This is a genomic window from Paenibacillus sp. FSL H8-0280, assembly GCF_045040665.1.
Lineage (GTDB): Bacteria > Bacillota > Bacilli > Paenibacillales > Paenibacillaceae > Paenibacillus > Paenibacillus xylanexedens_A.
Map to the genome: position 1 here is coordinate 52,690 of NZ_CP150296.1, position 17,332 is coordinate 70,021.

Annotated in this window: 16 protein-coding genes; all 16 read left to right on the top strand. The window is 47.8% G+C overall.

Translation table 11 applies throughout. From position 1 onward, the window contains the following. The first annotated feature begins 126 nt into the window (after positions 1-126). The 16 genes from mazG (at position 127) to nadC (ending at position 17,327) form a co-directional block, all read left to right on the top strand. Complete coding sequence (mazG, locus tag MHI12_RS00245) at positions 127-1,620, top strand: nucleoside triphosphate pyrophosphohydrolase (RefSeq protein WP_405171202.1); 1,494 nt, start codon at positions 127-129, stop codon at positions 1,618-1,620. A 307-nt stretch (positions 1,621-1,927) separates the two neighbouring features. Then, positions 1,928-2,200, top strand: a complete 273-nt coding sequence (locus MHI12_RS00250) for an HU family DNA-binding protein (RefSeq protein ID WP_017691362.1) — start codon at positions 1,928-1,930, stop codon at positions 2,198-2,200. Beyond that, complete coding sequence (locus MHI12_RS00255) at positions 2,200-2,478, top strand: RNA-binding S4 domain-containing protein (RefSeq protein WP_017691361.1); 279 nt, start codon at positions 2,200-2,202, stop codon at positions 2,476-2,478. The genes MHI12_RS00250 and MHI12_RS00255 overlap by 1 nt, the downstream gene beginning before the upstream one ends. A gap of 172 nt (positions 2,479-2,650) precedes the next feature. Next, complete coding sequence (gene yabP / locus MHI12_RS00260; RefSeq protein ID WP_036606119.1) at positions 2,651-2,935, top strand: sporulation protein YabP; 285 nt, start codon at positions 2,651-2,653, stop codon at positions 2,933-2,935. After that, the gene (gene yabQ, locus MHI12_RS00265; RefSeq protein WP_017691359.1) at positions 2,932-3,501 is read left to right on the top strand and encodes a spore cortex biosynthesis protein YabQ; all 570 of its coding nucleotides are present in this window, start codon (positions 2,932-2,934) and stop codon (positions 3,499-3,501) included. Before yabP ends, yabQ begins: the two co-directional genes overlap by 4 nt. An 11-nt stretch (positions 3,502-3,512) precedes the next feature. After that, the gene (locus MHI12_RS00270) at positions 3,513-3,848 is read left to right on the top strand and encodes a septum formation initiator family protein (protein WP_076254642.1); all 336 of its coding nucleotides are present in this window, start codon (positions 3,513-3,515) and stop codon (positions 3,846-3,848) included. Between the two features lie 198 nt (positions 3,849-4,046). Further along, positions 4,047-4,577, top strand: coding sequence for a S1 domain-containing RNA-binding protein (locus MHI12_RS00275; RefSeq protein ID WP_017691357.1), 531 nt, complete (start codon positions 4,047-4,049; stop codon positions 4,575-4,577). 473 nt (positions 4,578-5,050) lie between these two features. After that, positions 5,051-7,558, top strand: a complete 2,508-nt coding sequence (gene spoIIE, locus MHI12_RS00280; RefSeq protein ID WP_179088724.1) for a stage II sporulation protein E — start codon at positions 5,051-5,053, stop codon at positions 7,556-7,558. A gap of 85 nt (positions 7,559-7,643) precedes the next feature. Beyond that, positions 7,644-8,396: a VWA domain-containing protein gene (locus tag MHI12_RS00285; RefSeq protein WP_091039116.1), complete on the top strand. Its 753-nt coding sequence runs from the start codon at positions 7,644-7,646 to the stop codon at positions 8,394-8,396. Further along, entirely contained in the window at positions 8,380-9,327 is a 948-nt protein-coding gene (locus tag MHI12_RS00290; protein WP_405171203.1) for a serine/threonine protein kinase, read from the top strand. Before MHI12_RS00285 ends, MHI12_RS00290 begins: the two co-directional genes overlap by 17 nt. A gap of 44 nt (positions 9,328-9,371) precedes the next feature. After that, positions 9,372-10,811 (top strand): tRNA lysidine(34) synthetase TilS, encoded by a 1,440-nt coding sequence (gene tilS / locus MHI12_RS00295; RefSeq protein ID WP_076216754.1) that lies wholly within the window; start codon positions 9,372-9,374, stop codon positions 10,809-10,811. A gap of 52 nt (positions 10,812-10,863) precedes the next feature. Next, positions 10,864-11,403 (top strand): hypoxanthine phosphoribosyltransferase, encoded by a 540-nt coding sequence (hpt, locus tag MHI12_RS00300; RefSeq protein ID WP_017691352.1) that lies wholly within the window; start codon positions 10,864-10,866, stop codon positions 11,401-11,403. A gap of 100 nt (positions 11,404-11,503) precedes the next feature. Next, the gene (ftsH, locus tag MHI12_RS00305; RefSeq protein ID WP_036606115.1) at positions 11,504-13,549 is read left to right on the top strand and encodes an ATP-dependent zinc metalloprotease FtsH; all 2,046 of its coding nucleotides are present in this window, start codon (positions 11,504-11,506) and stop codon (positions 13,547-13,549) included. A gap of 300 nt (positions 13,550-13,849) precedes the next feature. Further along, a complete protein-coding gene (gene nadA, locus MHI12_RS00310; protein WP_036606114.1) occupies positions 13,850-14,788 on the top strand; it encodes a quinolinate synthase NadA in 939 nt (312 codons plus the stop codon). 35 nt (positions 14,789-14,823) lie between these two features. Then, positions 14,824-16,464, top strand: coding sequence for an L-aspartate oxidase (nadB, locus tag MHI12_RS00315; RefSeq protein ID WP_339199878.1), 1,641 nt, complete (start codon positions 14,824-14,826; stop codon positions 16,462-16,464). After that, entirely contained in the window at positions 16,461-17,327 is an 867-nt protein-coding gene (gene nadC, locus MHI12_RS00320; RefSeq protein WP_405171204.1) for a carboxylating nicotinate-nucleotide diphosphorylase, read from the top strand. Before nadB ends, nadC begins: the two co-directional genes overlap by 4 nt. Positions 17,328-17,332 lie beyond the last annotated feature (5 nt).

Sequence of the window (17,332 nt, forward strand, 5' to 3'; positions counted from 1 at the left end):
ATCCAGCACAGCTAATATGCAATTATAGGATATCGAATGATTCTGGTATAATACGTGTAATTAGTCCTGTTCAGGCATGATGAATCAGTGAGCCTGGACAGGATAGTCCGGATGGAGGTTTACGTAATGAGTGCAGCTTTAACCGTAGTGGGTCTTGGATCTGGAGATGCAGACCAACTGACCGTAGGTATTATCAAAAAAATGAAACATGCAGCTACGCTGTATGTACGTACCCTGGATCATCCCGTATTGAATGATCTGAAGCAAGAGGGGCTGGAGATGACATCATTTGACGCTATCTATGAGGCGAAGTCCTCCTTCCCCGAAGTATATGATGAGATCGCGAATCAACTGATAGAAGCCGCTCGCAAGGGTGAGACCGGAACGGAGATTGTGTATGCCGTACCCGGTCATCCGATGGTAGCAGAAGCAAGTGTGCGCCTGCTCAAAGAACGTTGTCCGCAGATGGGCATTTCACTGCGTGTCATGGGTGGAGAGAGCTTCCTGGACGAAGCCTTTATCCGGCTTGGATTCGACCCGATTGAAGGGTTTCAACTTCTGGATGCCAGCAGCCTGAACACGGAATTGGTACAACCACAGCTACATACGTTGATCGGACAAGTCTACGATGTGTTCACTGCTTCAGACGTGAAGCTGTGCCTGATGGAGGTTTACCCGGATGATCATCCGGTATTTGTTGGTCACGCGTTGGGTGTACAGGGCCAGGAGGTCATTCACAAGATTCCATTGCACGAACTGGACCGGATCGAAGGGTACGGCAATCTGTCGCTGATATATGTACCGAAGAACACCGATGATGCCTTGCGTCGCAGATCCTTTGCGCGTTTGCATGAGATCGTGAACATTCTTCGTAGTCCTGGCGGCTGTCCATGGGATCAGGAGCAGACACATCAGTCCATTCGCAAAAACCTGATTGAAGAGACCTATGAGGTCATTGAGACGATCGATGAGGATGACCCCGACCATATGAAAGAAGAGCTGGGTGATCTGCTGCTGCAGATTTTATTACACTCCCAGATGGAAGAAGAAGTGGGCACATTTAATGTGTATGATGTCATCGAAGGCTTGAATGATAAGCTGATCTTCCGCCATCCACATGTTTTTGGCGATAATCAGGCAGAAGATGCGAATGAAGCTCTTCAGAACTGGGAACAGATGAAGGCAGAGGAGAAGAAGCGCAAAGGCCAGGATCAGCAGAAGGTTTCCGTGCTGGATGGTATACCGCGTGACTTGCCTGCATTGATGAAGGGATACAAGTTACAGAAGAAAGCAGCCAAAGTAGGCTTTGACTGGGATGATGTTGAAGGTGTATTTGCCAAGATCGAGGAAGAACTGGCAGAGTTGAAAGAAGCGGTGCAACAAGGCCAGTCTGTGGAAGAACGGAAGCTCGAACTGGGTGATTTATTATTCGCAGCTGCCAACGTTGCAAGATTCATCGATACGGACCCGGAAGAGGCGCTGGCTGCGACCAACCGCAAGTTTGTTGGGCGGTTCCAGTACATCGAGGAGCGTTTGCGTGAACAGGGAAGAACACCAGCAGATAGCAATGTAGAAGAGATGGAGCAATTCTGGCAGGATGCGAAGAAAGCAGGATTATAACGGGTTCAATTTTCTGGTAAATACCGATAAACCTTATTCCATCATGTTATGCAGTGTGTTATGATATACGAACATGTGTTCATCTGTGTTGACTGGGATAGGTGTTTAGCGACGGATGGTTTCGGGTACTGGTCTTAGACTGTTGCCTGCGGACCATCGACAAAAAGCTAAAAAAAGTCGCGGACCAAGGCAGGATTTCAGATGCCAAGCCAGAATACATGTGTAGTAACCTAACGCGAAACCAGCGGCAATAACCTATTGCTCAGGCTCGCAGATACTTTTTTTTCAATTTGGGAGGCTTTTAAAAATGAACAAAACAGATCTGATTAACAACATTTCAACCAAAAGTGGTTTGACTAAAAAAGACGTTGAGTCCGTATTGAACGGCTTTTTGGGAGAAATTACAGATGCACTTGCCAGCGGAGACAAAGTACAATTGATCGGCTTTGGCACTTTTGAGACCCGCAAACGTTCCGGTCGTACCGGACGTAACCCACAAACAGGGAATGAAATCGTGATTCCTGAGTCCACTGTTCCTGCATTCAAAGCAGGCAACAAACTTAAAGAAGCCGTAAAATAATGCGTCTTGATAAATTCCTGAAGGTCTCCCGGCTAATCAAACGCCGCACTGTGGCCAAGGACGTCTCTGAACAGGGACGTGTTCTGGTGAACGGACGTGAAGCTAAGCCCAGCGCCGCTGTCAAAGTGGGCGATGAGCTGACGGTTCAGTTCGGTCAGAAACTGGTCACTGTGAGGGTGGAACGAATTGCCGAGAGTACCAAGAAGGATGAGGCGAGCAGCCTCTACACCTTGGTGAAGGAAGAGCCGATCGCCAAGGATAACGGAATGAACTGGTAACAGTACATCTGGTATTAAATATTCATTCAATGCAAGTTGAATCGAAACGTCCTCCTGTAACAGGGAAGGGCGTTTTTGTTTTTACTGGATGCCGGGTTATTTGTTCAACAACGCTGGTTCTATTCCAACCTCCACATCCATAAGCTAGGTGTAAGAAGGAGGGGTACATGCCATGGTTGAGCACGGTAAGGCCAAACAGCATCATCTGAGCATGCAGAATCGGAAACTGCTGGATCTGACGGGTGTCTCCAACGTGGAGAGCTTCGACAGTGAGGAATTTTTGCTGCAGACTGAACTTGGGCATCTGACCATCCGGGGGCACAATTTACATATCAAAAACCTGAGCCTGGAGGAAGGTCTGTTATCCATTGAAGGCACAGTCAGTTCGCTCCAATATCTGGACCCCGGTTCCCAGTCCAAAAATGGTAAAGGCCTGTTTGGCAAGATGTTCCGATGAGTCCGGATACTCAATGGATCACATTGATGTGGATGCTTACCTCGGGGGTCGTGATGGGAATGGCCTACGACAGTTACCGGGTACTGTCCGGACAGCTGCGGTTTCCGAGATGGAGTATACACACGCTCGATCTGTTGTACTGGGTTGCTTCCGCGCTGTTCGTTTTTCGGATGCTATACGCCGGAAACCACGGACAGTTGCGGTTTTATGTCTTTTTGGGGCTGATTATAGGGGTTTGCTTCTATTTTTGGCTTTTAAGTGTTACAACCCAGCGTTTTGTGGTAATGTTAATTAAACTCGCAAGAACGCTGATTCATTGGTGTGGACATATCCTTAACATCCTGATCGTTATGCCGGCTAAAGGAATTTATAAGTTAATTCGCGTATTATTCGGTTTTGTAATTGCGATACTATTATTCCTGGGCAGGCTGGTGCTGCAATGTTTGGTACCTTTCGGCAAGTTGTTCCGCTGGATGTTTAGGCCGCTCCTGAAACATTGGGTAACGCCACGCTTCATGATCCGTGTGGGTACAAGAATTGCAGCGATGTGGAAACGCTGGTTTTAAGGAGGTCCGTAATGGGTAAAACACCTGTGGGCAGATCAAAGGCTCCAACTAACCAAGGAAAATCTGCCGGTGCAAAAAGGCGCCTCATGCTTTGGATGACGTTTATGATTGTATTTGTAATATGGGCAGGATATACGTTCCTTGTGCAGAATGCACAAATTTCGGACAAGAGTTCTCATCTGGCCACTCAGCAAGCTTCAAAGGAAGATACGTTGAAGAAGCTGGAACAGTTGAAGTACGAAGTCAGCCGGTTGAATGACCCTGAATACATAGGACAGCTGGCACGGAAAAAAGGATATTATCTTCCTGAGGAAACGCCGATCCAGGTTGAAGAGTCAGGGAACTGATGGAATTCGGTCTATTACCGAGCTAGGTTTGTTATCCGTGTGTCTGAAGCCGTTAAACCGGAAAAAATAGGCTCTCTGATGGGGTAGTGTTCAGTTGACCTTGGTTTATGGCATAAGGTATAATTACATTAGCGCAGCATTGATTTTGGCATTCAAAAAATCGGGTTGTATATTTTTAAGGGAGGATCATTTTATTCTATGGCAATTGAAGTGGGCACCAAGTTAGAGGGCAAGGTGACAGGAATCACGCATTTTGGAGCATTTGTGGATCTGTCAGGAGGTGTCACGGGTCTCGTTCACATCTCGGAAATCGCCGACAATTATGTCAAAGATGTCAACGACCACCTGAAGCTGAATGACCTCGTTACAGTGAAGGTTATCAACGTTGACAAGGATGGCAAGATCGGACTTTCCATTAAGCAAGCTGTTGACAAACCGGTTGAGCAACAAACCCAATCTAGACCCCCGAGAGCTCCTAGACCGGAACGCAGTGGAGGAGATCGCGAACGATTCAGCGGCGGAGGCCCAAGTGGTGGCCAAGGTCGTGGTGGTGGCGGCGGTGGATTTAACCGTGGTGACCGCGGAGGCCGTTCTTTCAAGCCCGCAGCAGGCAAACCTTCATTTGAGGATAAAATGTCACGCTTCCTGAAAGATAGTGAAGAGCGGATCTCTTCGCTTAAGAAGAACACAGAAGGCAAACGCGGAGGCCGTGGAGCCAAGCGTGTGTAATCTGTCACAACCTGATCTAAACATATAAGTAAAACCGTTAGCCCATGGGCTAACGGTTTTTTTGCGTTTCTTTTACAGATAAGTAATTGAATAGCTTTTTTTGTAAGGTGAAGCTCCATATCCCCAGTTTTTCTGCACGGCAAAATGAAACCATAAGAACATTTGTCGTCTACCATTTTTTACCGACAGGTTTCCGTGGCATTCCACAGTTATCCTGCTCAAATGGTGGCGAGACCAAACCATCTCCGGTTCAAAATCAGACATTCCGATTGTCGGAATCAAGTAGGAGAATGAATGAAACCACAATAAGGCCGGGGGTTTCGCTCCACCGCGCCAGGCTTGTTTCTTTTGTCGTAAACTTTTTGGACCCTGCCCACCTATTCTGACAAACTACGTCTTCTAATCTATCTATAATCAGAACCATCGAGAACGAAACACGAAAATTCAAATTAATCGAATGGGGTGCCTTGAGGATGATGGAAAAGTGGAATGTCATTCAATTTCCGGGAATGAAAGCAGGTAAAGGAGGTACGGAAGCTCGGGAGGAGCTGTCGGTACGTCTTAAACAATGGCTTGGCTCCCGCAAGGCTGTCCAGATGGTTGCTTCCCGCAAATGGGTACTGCTGCTTACGTTTATGGGGTTCCTGCTCGGAAAGGCAATGATCCTGAATGAGTTATCTCCCTTTGCCATTGCTTACTTCGCCGTAATTGCTTTCATGCGCAGGGATTACATCATTCCGGTAGGCGCCGCTTTACTCGCAGGTAGCCTCTTTGCACCATTTCCAGTACCACTCATTGTTGCATCGGAGATCGCCATCTTTTATCTGCTCTTCCGCGGTCTGGAGTCATATGATCGTGCTGAATTATCTTATGCACCAACGATGGTGTTTACGACTACATTTATGGTCAAATTATTCGCGGTTGTGATCGGACCATCCTTCAGCTGGTACGCGATGCTAATGCTCACGATGGATTCGGTATTAAGTTTCGTGCTCACCCTTGTTTTTATACAAGCCATACCGATCTTCACTTACCGCAAAAAAAAGTTCAGCCTAAAGAACGAGGAGATCCTCTGCCTGATCATATTGCTCGCTTCCGTTATGACGGGAGCGGTAGGGTGGACCATTCAGTCCTTATCCGTCGAGCATATGCTCTCCCGTTATCTCATATTAATCTTTGCGCTGGTGGGCGGAGCCCCCCTCGGAGCCTCAGTTGGGGTCATTACCGGCTTGATTCTGAGTCTGGCTGACATGTCAGCGGTGTATCAGATGAGTCTGCTTGCTTTTGCCGGGATGCTGGCGGGTATGCTTCGAGAAGGCAAACGTGCGGCGGTTGCACTGGGCATGCTGCTGGGTTCGTCCATTCTATCCATATATCTGGGGGGACCGGGCGATGTGATGAACTCATTATGGGAGACGTGTGCAGCTATCGTACTATTCATGTTAACACCTAAAAGCCTGATGACGGCGATATCCAAATATGTACCGGGTACACAGGATCATACGAAATCGCAGCATGAGTATGCCAAACGGATACGGGATATCACGGCAGAACGGGTAACCCGGTTCTCACAGGTATTCCGTCAATTGTCACGTAGCTTTGATCAGATGTCCGGGGCGGGGGAGCAGGTACAGAAAGAAGGTGGAATGGACCATTTCATGAATGCGGTTGCCGAGGGCACATGTGCAAGCTGCTTCAAGCGTACACAATGCTGGGATGCGAAGTTTATTCAAACCTACAAATATATGACGGACGTGATGAGTACAATTGAAGGAAACCCGGAGATCTCAGGCAAGCAGATTCCAGTGGACTGGAACAGGGTGTGTGCGAAACCGGAAGAGGTCCTTGAAGTCATGCGTGCCCAGTATGGACTGCATCAACATAACATGCAATGGAAGCGTCAAATTATCGATAGCCGGCAGCTGGTTGCAGAGCAATTGTCCGGTGTATCTCAGGTCATGGAGGACCTGGCCAAAGAAATTCAGCGGGAAAGTGATGAGATGGTACAGCAGGAGGAGCAGATTCGGGACGCACTGGAGTCATTGGGTTTGTCCATTCACTCCATTGAGATCATCAATCTGGAAGCGGGCAATGTAGAGATTGAGATTGTACATGCATATACACGTGGATTCGATGAGTGCCGGAAAATGATTGCTCCGCTGATCTCGGATGTACTGGACGAGCATATTGCCGTCTTGCATGAGACCATGACCGATCCTCGTCAGGGACTGGCAACCGTCACGTTTGGTTCAGCCAAAACGTTCGAGGTAACCACGGGTGTTGCTGCCGCCGCAAAAGGGGGAGATGTGATGTCAGGCGACAGCTTCAGTACGGTTGAGTTAGGTAATGGTACATTTGCAGTGGCGCTCAGTGATGGAATGGGCAATGGAGAACGGGCACGCATGGAGAGCAGCGCCGCGCTGAACATACTGGAACAGTTGTTACAGTCCGGCATGGATGAGAAACTGGCGATCAAATCCGTGAACTCCGTTCTGATGTTGCGCTCCCCTGAAGAGATGTATGCCACAGTGGATATGGCACTGATTGATGAATATACGGCAGAGACCACGTTTATGAAAATCGGATCGACGCCAAGTTTTATCAAACGAGGACAGGAGGTTATTCAGGTTTCGGCCAGTAATTTGCCGATCGGTATTATTAAGGATATTGAAGTGGATCTGGTGACGGTACAGCTACAACCAGGGGATATCCTCATTATGATGACAGATGGCATCTATGATGCACCGGGGTATGCGGTGAACAAAGAGTTATGGATGAAACGGCTTATTCAAGAGATTGATACGGATGATCCGCAAGATTTGGCCGATTGCCTGCTTGAAAGTGTCATAAGATATCAGCAGCATGAGATATTGGATGATATGACCGTCGTTGTTGGAAAAGTAGAGCATTTCCGCCCTGAATGGGCCACACTGCGTGTGCCTGGCATCAACCGGATGGAGCGTCCACGGACCGTCAGTTAATTGCATATTCTTCTGTTTGAAGTCTCTTCATTCTGGCAATGCTAGTCATAGAGTTGGAGAGTAACGAATAACGGAGGGATATCGGATGAAGCAAATCTTATTGATCACCGACGGTTGTTCCAATGTAGGACCAAGTCCGGTGCTGGCAGCGGCCGAAGCACAGGAAGAGGGGATTACGGTTAATGTGGTTGGCGTGATTGATTATGGAACCATTGGTGAGCTGGGTAGCCGGGAGATTGAGGATATTGCCAGAGCCGGAGGTGGAATCAGCCAAATTGTAGGTACACGTCAGCTTGCCCATACGATGCAGATGATGACAAGGAAAACGGTGGTTCAGACCATTCAGCAGGCGGTTAATAGAGAGTTAACACAAATTTTGGGAGAGAAGGAGCCCAAAACGGTAACCGATCTGGAGCCTGCACAACGCGCCCGGGTCGTGGAAGTGATGGATGATATGGCTGAAACTACAGCCTTACAGGTTATATTGCTAATCGACGTCAGTGCCAGCATGAAGCCCAAATTGGCTGCGGTAGAAGAAGGCATTCGCGATTTAATGTTGAGTTTGCAGGCGCGTATAGGTCAGAGCAAGCTTTCCGTATTTCATTTTCCGGGACGACACAGTGGAGAAGATGCGGTAATGGATATTGACTGGACAACGGATCTGGGCCGTGTCCGGTCCCTGTTTGGAAGGTTGCAGATGAAGGGTGCAACGCCGACAGGTCCTGCAATTCAGAAGGTGATTGATTTTTACCGTTATGGTACACTGGAGAAACAGCAGGAAATAGAAGGGAACTATCGCATTGAAAGAGAAGGGATGCTCGGTGACAACGTTGTCTGACGCCTCTTTCCCGCCAGGAACAGTGGTTACAGGGAAATGGAATCGCAGTCGTTACACGATTCGGAAGCTACTGGGCAAAGGAGCTAATGGCATCGTTTTTCTTGTCCAACGGGGTGAAAATGGCAAACACTACGCGTTAAAAATGGGATTTGATCCGGTTGATCTGCAATCGGAAGTTAATGTGCTCAAATCTTTTCAACTACAGCGTAATCATGAGGCCCTTCGGCAGAGCGGCATTCCTTCCTATCTTAAAGATGTGGATGATTATGCCGTTCGTGGCCGGGATATTCCCTTTTATGTGATGCGTTACGTTAGAGGTGAGGCACTTCATCACTTTATTCGGCGTCAGGGGACAGACTGGACACTTCTGGTAGGACTTAGACTCTTGCAGAAGCTGGCACAATTGCATCAGGCGGGATGGGTGTTTGGTGATCTCAAACCTCAGAATGTGTTGGTATCCGACTATGGGCAGGTGGAATTGATCGACTACGGCGGAGTTACGTCGATTGGTCGAAGCGTCAAACAGTTCACCGAATGGTATGATCGGGGCTTCTGGAATGCAGGCAGCCGTACGGCAGATGGTACCTATGATGTATTTGCATTTGCATTATTGTTGATTCATGTACTTGAAGCAGACGCGCTCAAGGCACTGGCAGCCGAGGGATTACCGCAACTGCGAAGTGTGAATCAGCTCGTAGTGCTGGTGGAGCGCAGTGAACGACTGGGTCCTTTTCGCAATTGGACGATTCAGGCATTACGAGGTCAGTTTCGTGATGCAGGTCATGCTGCACAAGGGTGGAAGGAAATGATGGCACGCCCCACGCCTCTCCGCCGTCGTTCCAAAAGTACAACACCGCGCTGGCTTAAAAACGCATTTGCTGTATCTGTGATATTACTTATTGGAGTGCTCATCTATGCACTACTTTTCTGATCTGTGAGAGTGCATATACATAACGCAAGGAATGAGGAACAGGTATGGAGGCTTTACGCTGGAACATGCTGGTGAAGAACGTGCTGGATGCAGCGGAAGAGCATCAGTTATGGGTTCCCGGGGATCGGATTGTCGTCGCAGTATCGGGCGGGCCGGACTCGGTAGCTTTTTTGCATATCATGCACGAGATCAGCAAGCGGCATGTGCCACTTGAATTGATCTGTGCCCACGTGCATCATGGCTTCCGGAGTGAATCTGATGATGAAGCGGAGAAAATGATGGAACTGGCACAGCAGCTTGGTATTACATTTGAATGGACCAAGGCCGATGTACCTTCATATATGGAGCTTACTGGTCAAGGACCACAGGAAGCAGCCCGCAACAAGCGATATGCCTTTTTGCACGAAGTGGCTTCCAAATATAATGCGGCAAGCATCGCTTTGGCACATCATGCGGATGATCAGGCGGAGACGGTCATGCTTCATTTGCTTCGTGGAACCGGCTTGTCGGGACTCTCAGGAATGAAGTTTAAAAGACGAGAAAAAAATGTGGAACTTATTCGTCCATGCCTTCGTATAAACAAGACAGACCTTGTAGAAGCTTGTAATACCCAGGGTTTTATGTATTTCAATGATGAGAGCAACGCCCTGCGTAAATATCGGCGTAATGCCATTCGCTTGGATGTGCTTCCTTTTTTGGGGCAGTATAATGGACAACTCACGCCGTCATTGAATCGGCTTGCCGAAATTGTGGGTGATGAAGACGATTTCATGGAGCAGAGTGCATATGACACATACAGGTGTCTAGTGCAGGTGAACGGCGGAAGGCAAACCTTTGAGGTGCCTTCCTTCTTGAAGTTACATGTCGCTTTACAACGAAGGTTGATTAAACTAATATTGAATTATCTGCCTTTGGACAGTGATTTTGTCGACTTTACCCGTATAGAAACCATTCGACGCAAGGTCATGGAGACCCATGTGACGACCTGGAGCCTGGATATAGGACAGACACTCGCCTGCACTCGGGAGTATAATCTGATTTCTTTTGGCATACGGACGGACGTACAGGATCAATCTTACGAGTATCGTCTTGCGCAATGGAGTGGAACTTATGAGCTTTCACTCACCCCAATTAACCGGTATATTCGGTTGATGACGGTGAGTCCCGAGGACTATCATGTACCGGAATCGGCGGATCAAGCCGCGTTTGATGCGGATCAACTGCTTATGCCGCTGGTTGTGCGTTCACGGTTACCTGGAGATACCATGAAAGTGATGGGATTAAACGGAAGCAAAAAGGTGAAAAATATTTTCATCGATGAGAAAATCCCCCCATCTGTCCGTCCACGTATTCCTGTGGTATGTGATGGAGCAGGTCATATCATCTGGTTACCGGGTGTTCGACGGTCCAATGTGGCTCCTGTCAGGGAGGGCACTTCCGCAATCCTGTACATGACTGTAGGCGATTCAGCGATTCAGGGGTAGTGGTTATGGTTCAGGTAAGGCTTTCATAGTATAACTTAGGAGGTTCGCACAGTTGCAGAACGACATTCAGGAAGTATTGATCAGTGAAGAAGAAATTCAGAGTAAAGTCAAGGAATTAGGCGCAACACTAAGTGCCGAATATGCAAATCGCAATCCTTTGGTCATTTGTGTGCTCAAGGGTGCGTTTATATTTATGGCTGATTTGGTTAAAAACATAACGGTACCTGTTGAAATGGATTTTATGGCGGTATCCAGTTATGGCGCTTCCACCAAGTCATCAGGTGTTGTCAAAATCATTAAGGATCTGGATGTATCCGTTGAAGGACGGGAAGTTCTGATTGTCGAAGATATTATCGACAGCGGACTTACACTCAGCTATCTGATTGAACTGCTAGAAAACCGCGGTGCCGAGTCGGTGCGAGTGGTTACGCTGTTCGACAAGCCTTCAGGCCGTAAAGTTGAGTTGGAAGCTCATTACACAGGCTTTGACATTCCTGACGCGTTCATCGTTGGTTACGGTTTGGATTTTGCGGAGAAGTACCGGAACCTGCCCTATATCGGGATTTTGAAGCCGGAAGTCTATAGTAGCTAATATCCTGCCCGACCCAAGCCTTGAGCTGTTCTTGGCTTCTGTTGAGAAGCCATGTCGGGCTATGTTAAAATAATTAAAGTGTCTCGAGAGGAGGTAGGGGATGAATCGGTTCATCCGGAATTCTGGTTTTTATTTGATTCTTTTTTTAGTTGTGGTGGGGATAGTCCAGTTCGTCAGCAATGGCGGCGAAGCCACCGATAATCCTAGATATGATCAGTTGCGTGCAGCGATCAAAGCCAACAATGTCTCTGAATTGACGGTTCAATTCAACGGTCAAACGTATCTCGTGACCGGTCAATACAAGAAGGCACCTGATGGCGCCAAATCAGAAAATTTCTCAACGTATATTCCTCCTACGGATGAGGCAATTAGTGAACTTGTAGCTGCAAGTGAAACTAACAATTTCCAATATCATCAGGAGCCAATGAAAGGTGACAGCATCTGGTTGACGTTGCTGACTTCCTTTATTCCTTTGATCATTATGTTCCTGCTGTTCTTCTTCCTGTTTAATCAGGCTCAAGGCGGCGGCGGTAAAGTAATGAACTTTGGTAAAAGCCGTGCTCGTCTCTACAACGAAGAGAAGAAGCGGGTTACATTTGAAGATGTTGCGGGTGCTGACGAAGAGAAACAGGAACTTGTTGAGGTTGTAGACTTCCTCAAGGACCCTCGTAAATTCGCAGCAGTAGGTGCACGGATTCCTAAGGGCGTATTGCTCGTAGGGCCTCCAGGTACCGGTAAAACATTGCTCGCTCGTGCCGTAGCCGGTGAAGCGGGTGTACCATTCTTCACTATTTCAGGTTCCGACTTCGTGGAAATGTTTGTCGGTGTCGGTGCATCACGTGTTCGTGATTTGTTTGAAAATGCGAAGAAAAATGCCCCATGTATCATCTTTATCGATGAGATTGATGCTGTAGGACGTCAGCGTGGTGCTGGTCTCGGTGGTGGTCACGATGAACGTGAACAGACACTCAACCAGTTGCTCGTTGAGATGGACGGATTCGGAGTTAATGAAGGTATTATCATCATAGCTGCAACGAACCGTGCAGATATTTTGGACCCTGCCTTGCTGCGTCCTGGACGTTTTGACCGTCAAATTACGGTTGACCGCCCTGATGTAAGAGGTCGTGAAGCTGTCCTGAAAGTACATTCCCGTAATAAACCACTGACCAAAGATGTGAAGATGGATATTATCGCGAAGCGTACAACAGGTTTCTCTGGTGCAGATCTGGAAAATCTCTTGAACGAAGCGGCATTGCTTGCAGCGCGTCGTAACCGTAAAGATATTTCCATGAAGGAAGTTGACGAAGCGATTGACCGTGTCATCGTTGGTACGGAGAAGAAAAGCCGTGTCATCAGTGATCGCGAGAAACGAATCGTTGCTTATCACGAAGCAGGTCATACCATTGTAGGATACTTCCTCGAACATGCTGATATGGTACATAAAGTGACCATTATTCCGCGCGGACGTGCGGGTGGATATGTAATCATGTTGCCAAAAGAAGACCGTATGCTGGTTACCAAGCAGGAATTGCTGGATAAAGTAACCGGACTTCTCGGGGGTCGTGTAGCTGAAGAATTGTTCATCGGAGAAATTGGTACTGGCGCATACAGTGACTTCCAGCAAGCGACAGGTATTGTTCGCAGCATGGTTATGGAATACGGTATGAGTGAGAAATTGGGACCTATGCAATTCGGAAGTTCACAAGGACAGGTATTCCTTGGTCGGGATATCGGTCATGAACAGAATTACTCGGATTCCATTGCTTACGAGATTGATCAGGAAATGCAACGCTTTATCAATGACTGTTATGAGAAGTGTAAGGACTTGCTTGTTAAACATTCAAAAGAGATGCACCTGATCGCTCAAACTTTGCTTGAGGTTGAGACTTTGGAAATGGATCAGATCAAGCAATTGATCGAAACAGGTTCTTTGACTCCAAAAGCAGAGAATGACAATGATGGTGAAGGCACACCAACTGAAGGCGGAGAGCCAATCATCGACACCATCGGTGATGTGCGTGTTCGTATTCAAGGTAAAGATGAAACGCCTGAGCCACCAGCCGGAGATATTCCAAACGAAGCTCCGAATCTGGAAAAGGGTAATAACAATAACCCGGATGATGGCGGAACGAAGCCAACGTCTTAATGCACAATACATCTGGCTATGATAGCAGGTGAAATCAAGAGAGCCCTCGGGGCTCTCTTTTTTTTATCCATTATTTTAAAAGAGGATAGATAAAGATAAACGGGAGTTAGATGGCGAACCAGTTAGCAAACAGGTGGTTACAGCGCTGTTCCGGGCCTTTTTCATTTATTGACAGAGTCGTGAACGTTGTGTAAATTAGTTGTTAAACCGCTTGTGATTCGTTTCTCAAGCGAAGATAACGACTTAGGTTAGCCCACGAAACAGCGCATGACGCTGTCCCGATAAAGGAGAGGATCACAGGTGGAAGCTCTGGCTTTAGAGCGCAAGGCTGAGATGAACCGCGAGCTGCGTGAGCGGCTTATGGTGTTGAAGAAGGAACGTAATGCCATTATTCTTGCCCATTATTATCAACGTGACGAAGTACAGGAGGTTGCCGACTTCCGTGGAGATTCGTTTCTGTTAGCCCAGAAGGCAGCACAGACAGATGCGGATGTGATCGTTTTCTGTGGTGTTCATTTTATGGGTGAAAGCGCTAAAATTCTTGCGCCAAATAAAACAGTTATTATCCCGGACGAACGTGCGGGCTGCCCAATGGCAGATATGGTGAATGTGGATGGACTACGTAAATTGAAAGCACAACATCCTAATGCCAAGGTGGTTACGTATATCAATTCCTCGGCTGAGATCAAAGCAGAGACTGACATCTGTTGTACATCAGCGAACGCAGTCCGGGTTATTCAATCGGTGGATTCCGACGAAATTATCTGGGTACCGGATAAAAACCTGGGACATTATGTGCAGCAGCATACAGACAAGAAAATGATTATCTGGGAAGGTTACTGCAACACTCACGATATGCTTACAGTCAAAGATGTGGTGGAGATGAGAGCTAAGCATCCAAATGCAGAGTTTGTTGTCCATCCAGAGTGTCGCCCTGAGGTTGTAGAAATGGGTGATTTTGTAGGCAGCACAACAGCTATCCTGGAGTATTGCAAAAATTCATCAGCGAAGGAATTTATCGTAGGTACCGAAGATGGTACAGGATATCAGCTTCGTCTGGATAGTCCGGATAAACAGTTCCATTTTGCTACCAAGTTCCTCGTATGTCCCAACATGAAGGTGAACAACTTGAAGAAACTGGTGAAATGCCTGGAAACGATGAAGCCGCAAATCTACGTGCCACCGGCCGTTGCCGACAAAGCCAGAGAATCACTAGAGCGTATGTTGTTGGTAAAATAGGATGCGCTACTCTTGCTCCAAGACAGGTGAATAACATGATACCGCAATATTTAGTTGATTTTGATCTGTCTGCGCTACCCATGGTAGAGACGGATGTACTGGTTATAGGCTCAGGGATTGCTGGTTTGTTTACTGCCATTAAGGCAAGTGAACAACAACGTGTATTAATGATCACGAAGAAGTCATTACTTGAAAGTAACACCAGATATGCGCAGGGAGGCATCGCTGCGGTTATTGCTGAGGATGATTCACCTGCTTACCACTTGCAGGACACACTTGTAGCAGGAGCGGGCTTATGCCGCTCCGAAGCGGTAGAGGTATTGGTGAATGAGGGTCCGGACGGAGTGAAGGAACTGATTCGTTTGGGTACTTTATTTGATCTGGAGAACGGCGAGTTGGCGTTGACGCAGGAAGGTGCGCATAGCCACCGCCGTATTTTGCATGCCAACGGAGATGCAACAGGATATGAGATTGTACGTGCGCTTGCGGTCGAAGTGAATGAACATCCCGGGATTGAAGTATGGGATGAGCATTTTGTTGTTGACCTGATTACAGATCGAGATCGAGGGGAATGCATTGGCGCTCTGGTTCAGAAGGATGACGGATCGCAAGTGTTCGTGAAGGCACAGGCCACTGTGCTCTGCTCTGGTGGGGCAGGACAACTGTACCGATACACGACGAATCCGGATGTAGCTACTGCCGATGGTGTAGCCATGGCCTACCGGGCTGGTGCTATCGTGCGTGATATGGAGTTTATCCAATTCCACCCCACCTCTCTATGTTACCCGGGAGCCCCGCGTTTCCTTGTGTCAGAAGCCGTACGCGGCGAAGGAGCATATTTGCGCAATGTGAAGGGCGAACGATTCATGGATCGTTATCATGCCCAGCTTGAACTGGCCCCACGCGATATCGTGGCACGAGCGATTGTTAGTGAGATGGAGTCCACCAACAGTACCTTTGTGTATTTGGACATTACGCATGAACAGCCAGAGATGATCAAGCATCGGTTCCCTACCATATATGAGACTTGTATGCGTTATGGATTAGACATGACAACGGATTGGATTCCCGTTGCACCTGCTGCCCATTACATGATGGGTGGAGTGAAAACGGATTTAAGTGGAGAGAGCAGTATCTCCCGATTATTTGCTTGTGGCGAGGTGTCTTCTACAGGAGTGCATGGAGCTAACCGCCTGGCAAGCAACTCATTATCAGAAGCTATTGTATTTGGGCGGAGAATTGTTGATCGTATTCAATCTCTCCCTCCGCTTGGTTTATTACAAGCAAGAGGGGCTACGCCTTCATCTGTGGACATGAATAAAAAGATCAACAAGATCACGGAAGAGCAAAAGCCGGTATCCGAAAGACGTTTACGACTACAGAAAATGATGGTTCGTCAGGTAGGCTTGCGCCGGAATGGTGAGGACCTGCAGAAGGCCATGGACAAGCTGCAACAGGAATTGCAATTTTTTGATCAGACACTCACTCATAAGGAAGAGCTGGAGTATGCCAACCTTCTGACCTGTGCCTGGTTAGTTACCAGCGGGGCATTACATCGCGAGGAGAGTCGGGGGGCTCACTATCGTGAGGATTTCCCGGCGCGTGATGATATCGTGTGGCAGAAGCATAGTCTGCAGCAGCGAGAACAAGCCATTGTGGAGGAATTGATGTCATGATACTGAATGGATATAATGAAGGGCTTATCGAATCAATCAAAAACTGGCTTCGTGAAGATGTTGGTGCAGGTGACGTTACAACAAGTGTGACGATTCCAGCAGGCAACCAATCCAAGGCCATTATACACGCCAAAGACAATGGTGTTATTGCAGGCATGACCGTAGCTGAACTTGTATTTCAGGTCGTTGATCCTGATCTTGTATTTACACCGAAGGTAACAGACGGAGACAAGGTTACCCATGGCACGATTTTGGCCGAGGTAGAGGGAAGTACACATTCACTGCTTACAGGGGAACGACTGGCACTTAACTTGCTGCAACGTATGTCCGGAATAGCTACGCGTACGCGTGCCTACGTGGATGTGCTGGATGGTCTTGAGACCAGGCTTGTGGATACACGTAAGACAACGCCGGGCCATCGATTACTTGAGAAATATGCAGTGCGCGTGGGTGGCGGAGCGAATCATCGATTTGGACTGTACGATGCCGTTATGATTAAGGATAACCACATCAAGGGTGCAGGCGGAATCACCGAGGCGGTACAGCGTGCGCGAACCGTTATCCCACATACGATGACGATTGAAGTGGAGACTGAAAATCTGGAGCAGGTGAGAGAAGCCTTGCAAGCCGGGGCAGATATCATTATGCTGGATAACATGCATCCAGAGCGGATGCGTGAAGCAGTTGAACTTATTCGTGAACAGGCTCCTCATGTGAAGGTTGAAGCATCCGGTAACGTATCTCTTCAGACCATTCGTAGTATTGCAGAGAGTGGTGTGGATGTAATTTCGGTTGGCAGGTTAACCTATTCCTTTGAGAGCCTGGATATTAGTCTGGATTTAAATGAAAAGAAAGAGGGGTGAACCTC

Bases quoted from the DNA above. Each gene is read 5' to 3' on its own strand.
- MHI12_RS00270 (WP_076254642.1), top strand. From the start codon at position 3,513: ATGGGTAAAACACCTGTGGGCAGATCAAAGGCTCCAACTAACCAAGGA.
- ftsH (WP_036606115.1), top strand. From the start codon at position 11,504: ATGAATCGGTTCATCCGGAATTCTGGTTTTTATTTGATTCTTTTTTTA.
- tilS (WP_076216754.1), top strand. From the start codon at position 9,372: ATGGAGGCTTTACGCTGGAACATGCTGGTGAAGAACGTGCTGGATGCA.
- MHI12_RS00255 (WP_017691361.1), top strand. From the start codon at position 2,200: ATGCGTCTTGATAAATTCCTGAAGGTCTCCCGGCTAATCAAACGCCGC.
- nadC (WP_405171204.1), top strand. From the start codon at position 16,461: ATGATACTGAATGGATATAATGAAGGGCTTATCGAATCAATCAAAAAC.
- nadB (WP_339199878.1), top strand. From the start codon at position 14,824: ATGATACCGCAATATTTAGTTGATTTTGATCTGTCTGCGCTACCCATG.
- mazG (WP_405171202.1), top strand. From the start codon at position 127: ATGAGTGCAGCTTTAACCGTAGTGGGTCTTGGATCTGGAGATGCAGAC.
- MHI12_RS00275 (WP_017691357.1), top strand. From the start codon at position 4,047: ATGGCAATTGAAGTGGGCACCAAGTTAGAGGGCAAGGTGACAGGAATC.
- spoIIE (WP_179088724.1), top strand. From the start codon at position 5,051: ATGATGGAAAAGTGGAATGTCATTCAATTTCCGGGAATGAAAGCAGGT.
- yabP (WP_036606119.1), top strand. From the start codon at position 2,651: ATGGTTGAGCACGGTAAGGCCAAACAGCATCATCTGAGCATGCAGAAT.
- MHI12_RS00250 (WP_017691362.1), top strand. From the start codon at position 1,928: ATGAACAAAACAGATCTGATTAACAACATTTCAACCAAAAGTGGTTTG.
- yabQ (WP_017691359.1), top strand. From the start codon at position 2,932: ATGAGTCCGGATACTCAATGGATCACATTGATGTGGATGCTTACCTCG.
- MHI12_RS00285 (WP_091039116.1), top strand. From the start codon at position 7,644: ATGAAGCAAATCTTATTGATCACCGACGGTTGTTCCAATGTAGGACCA.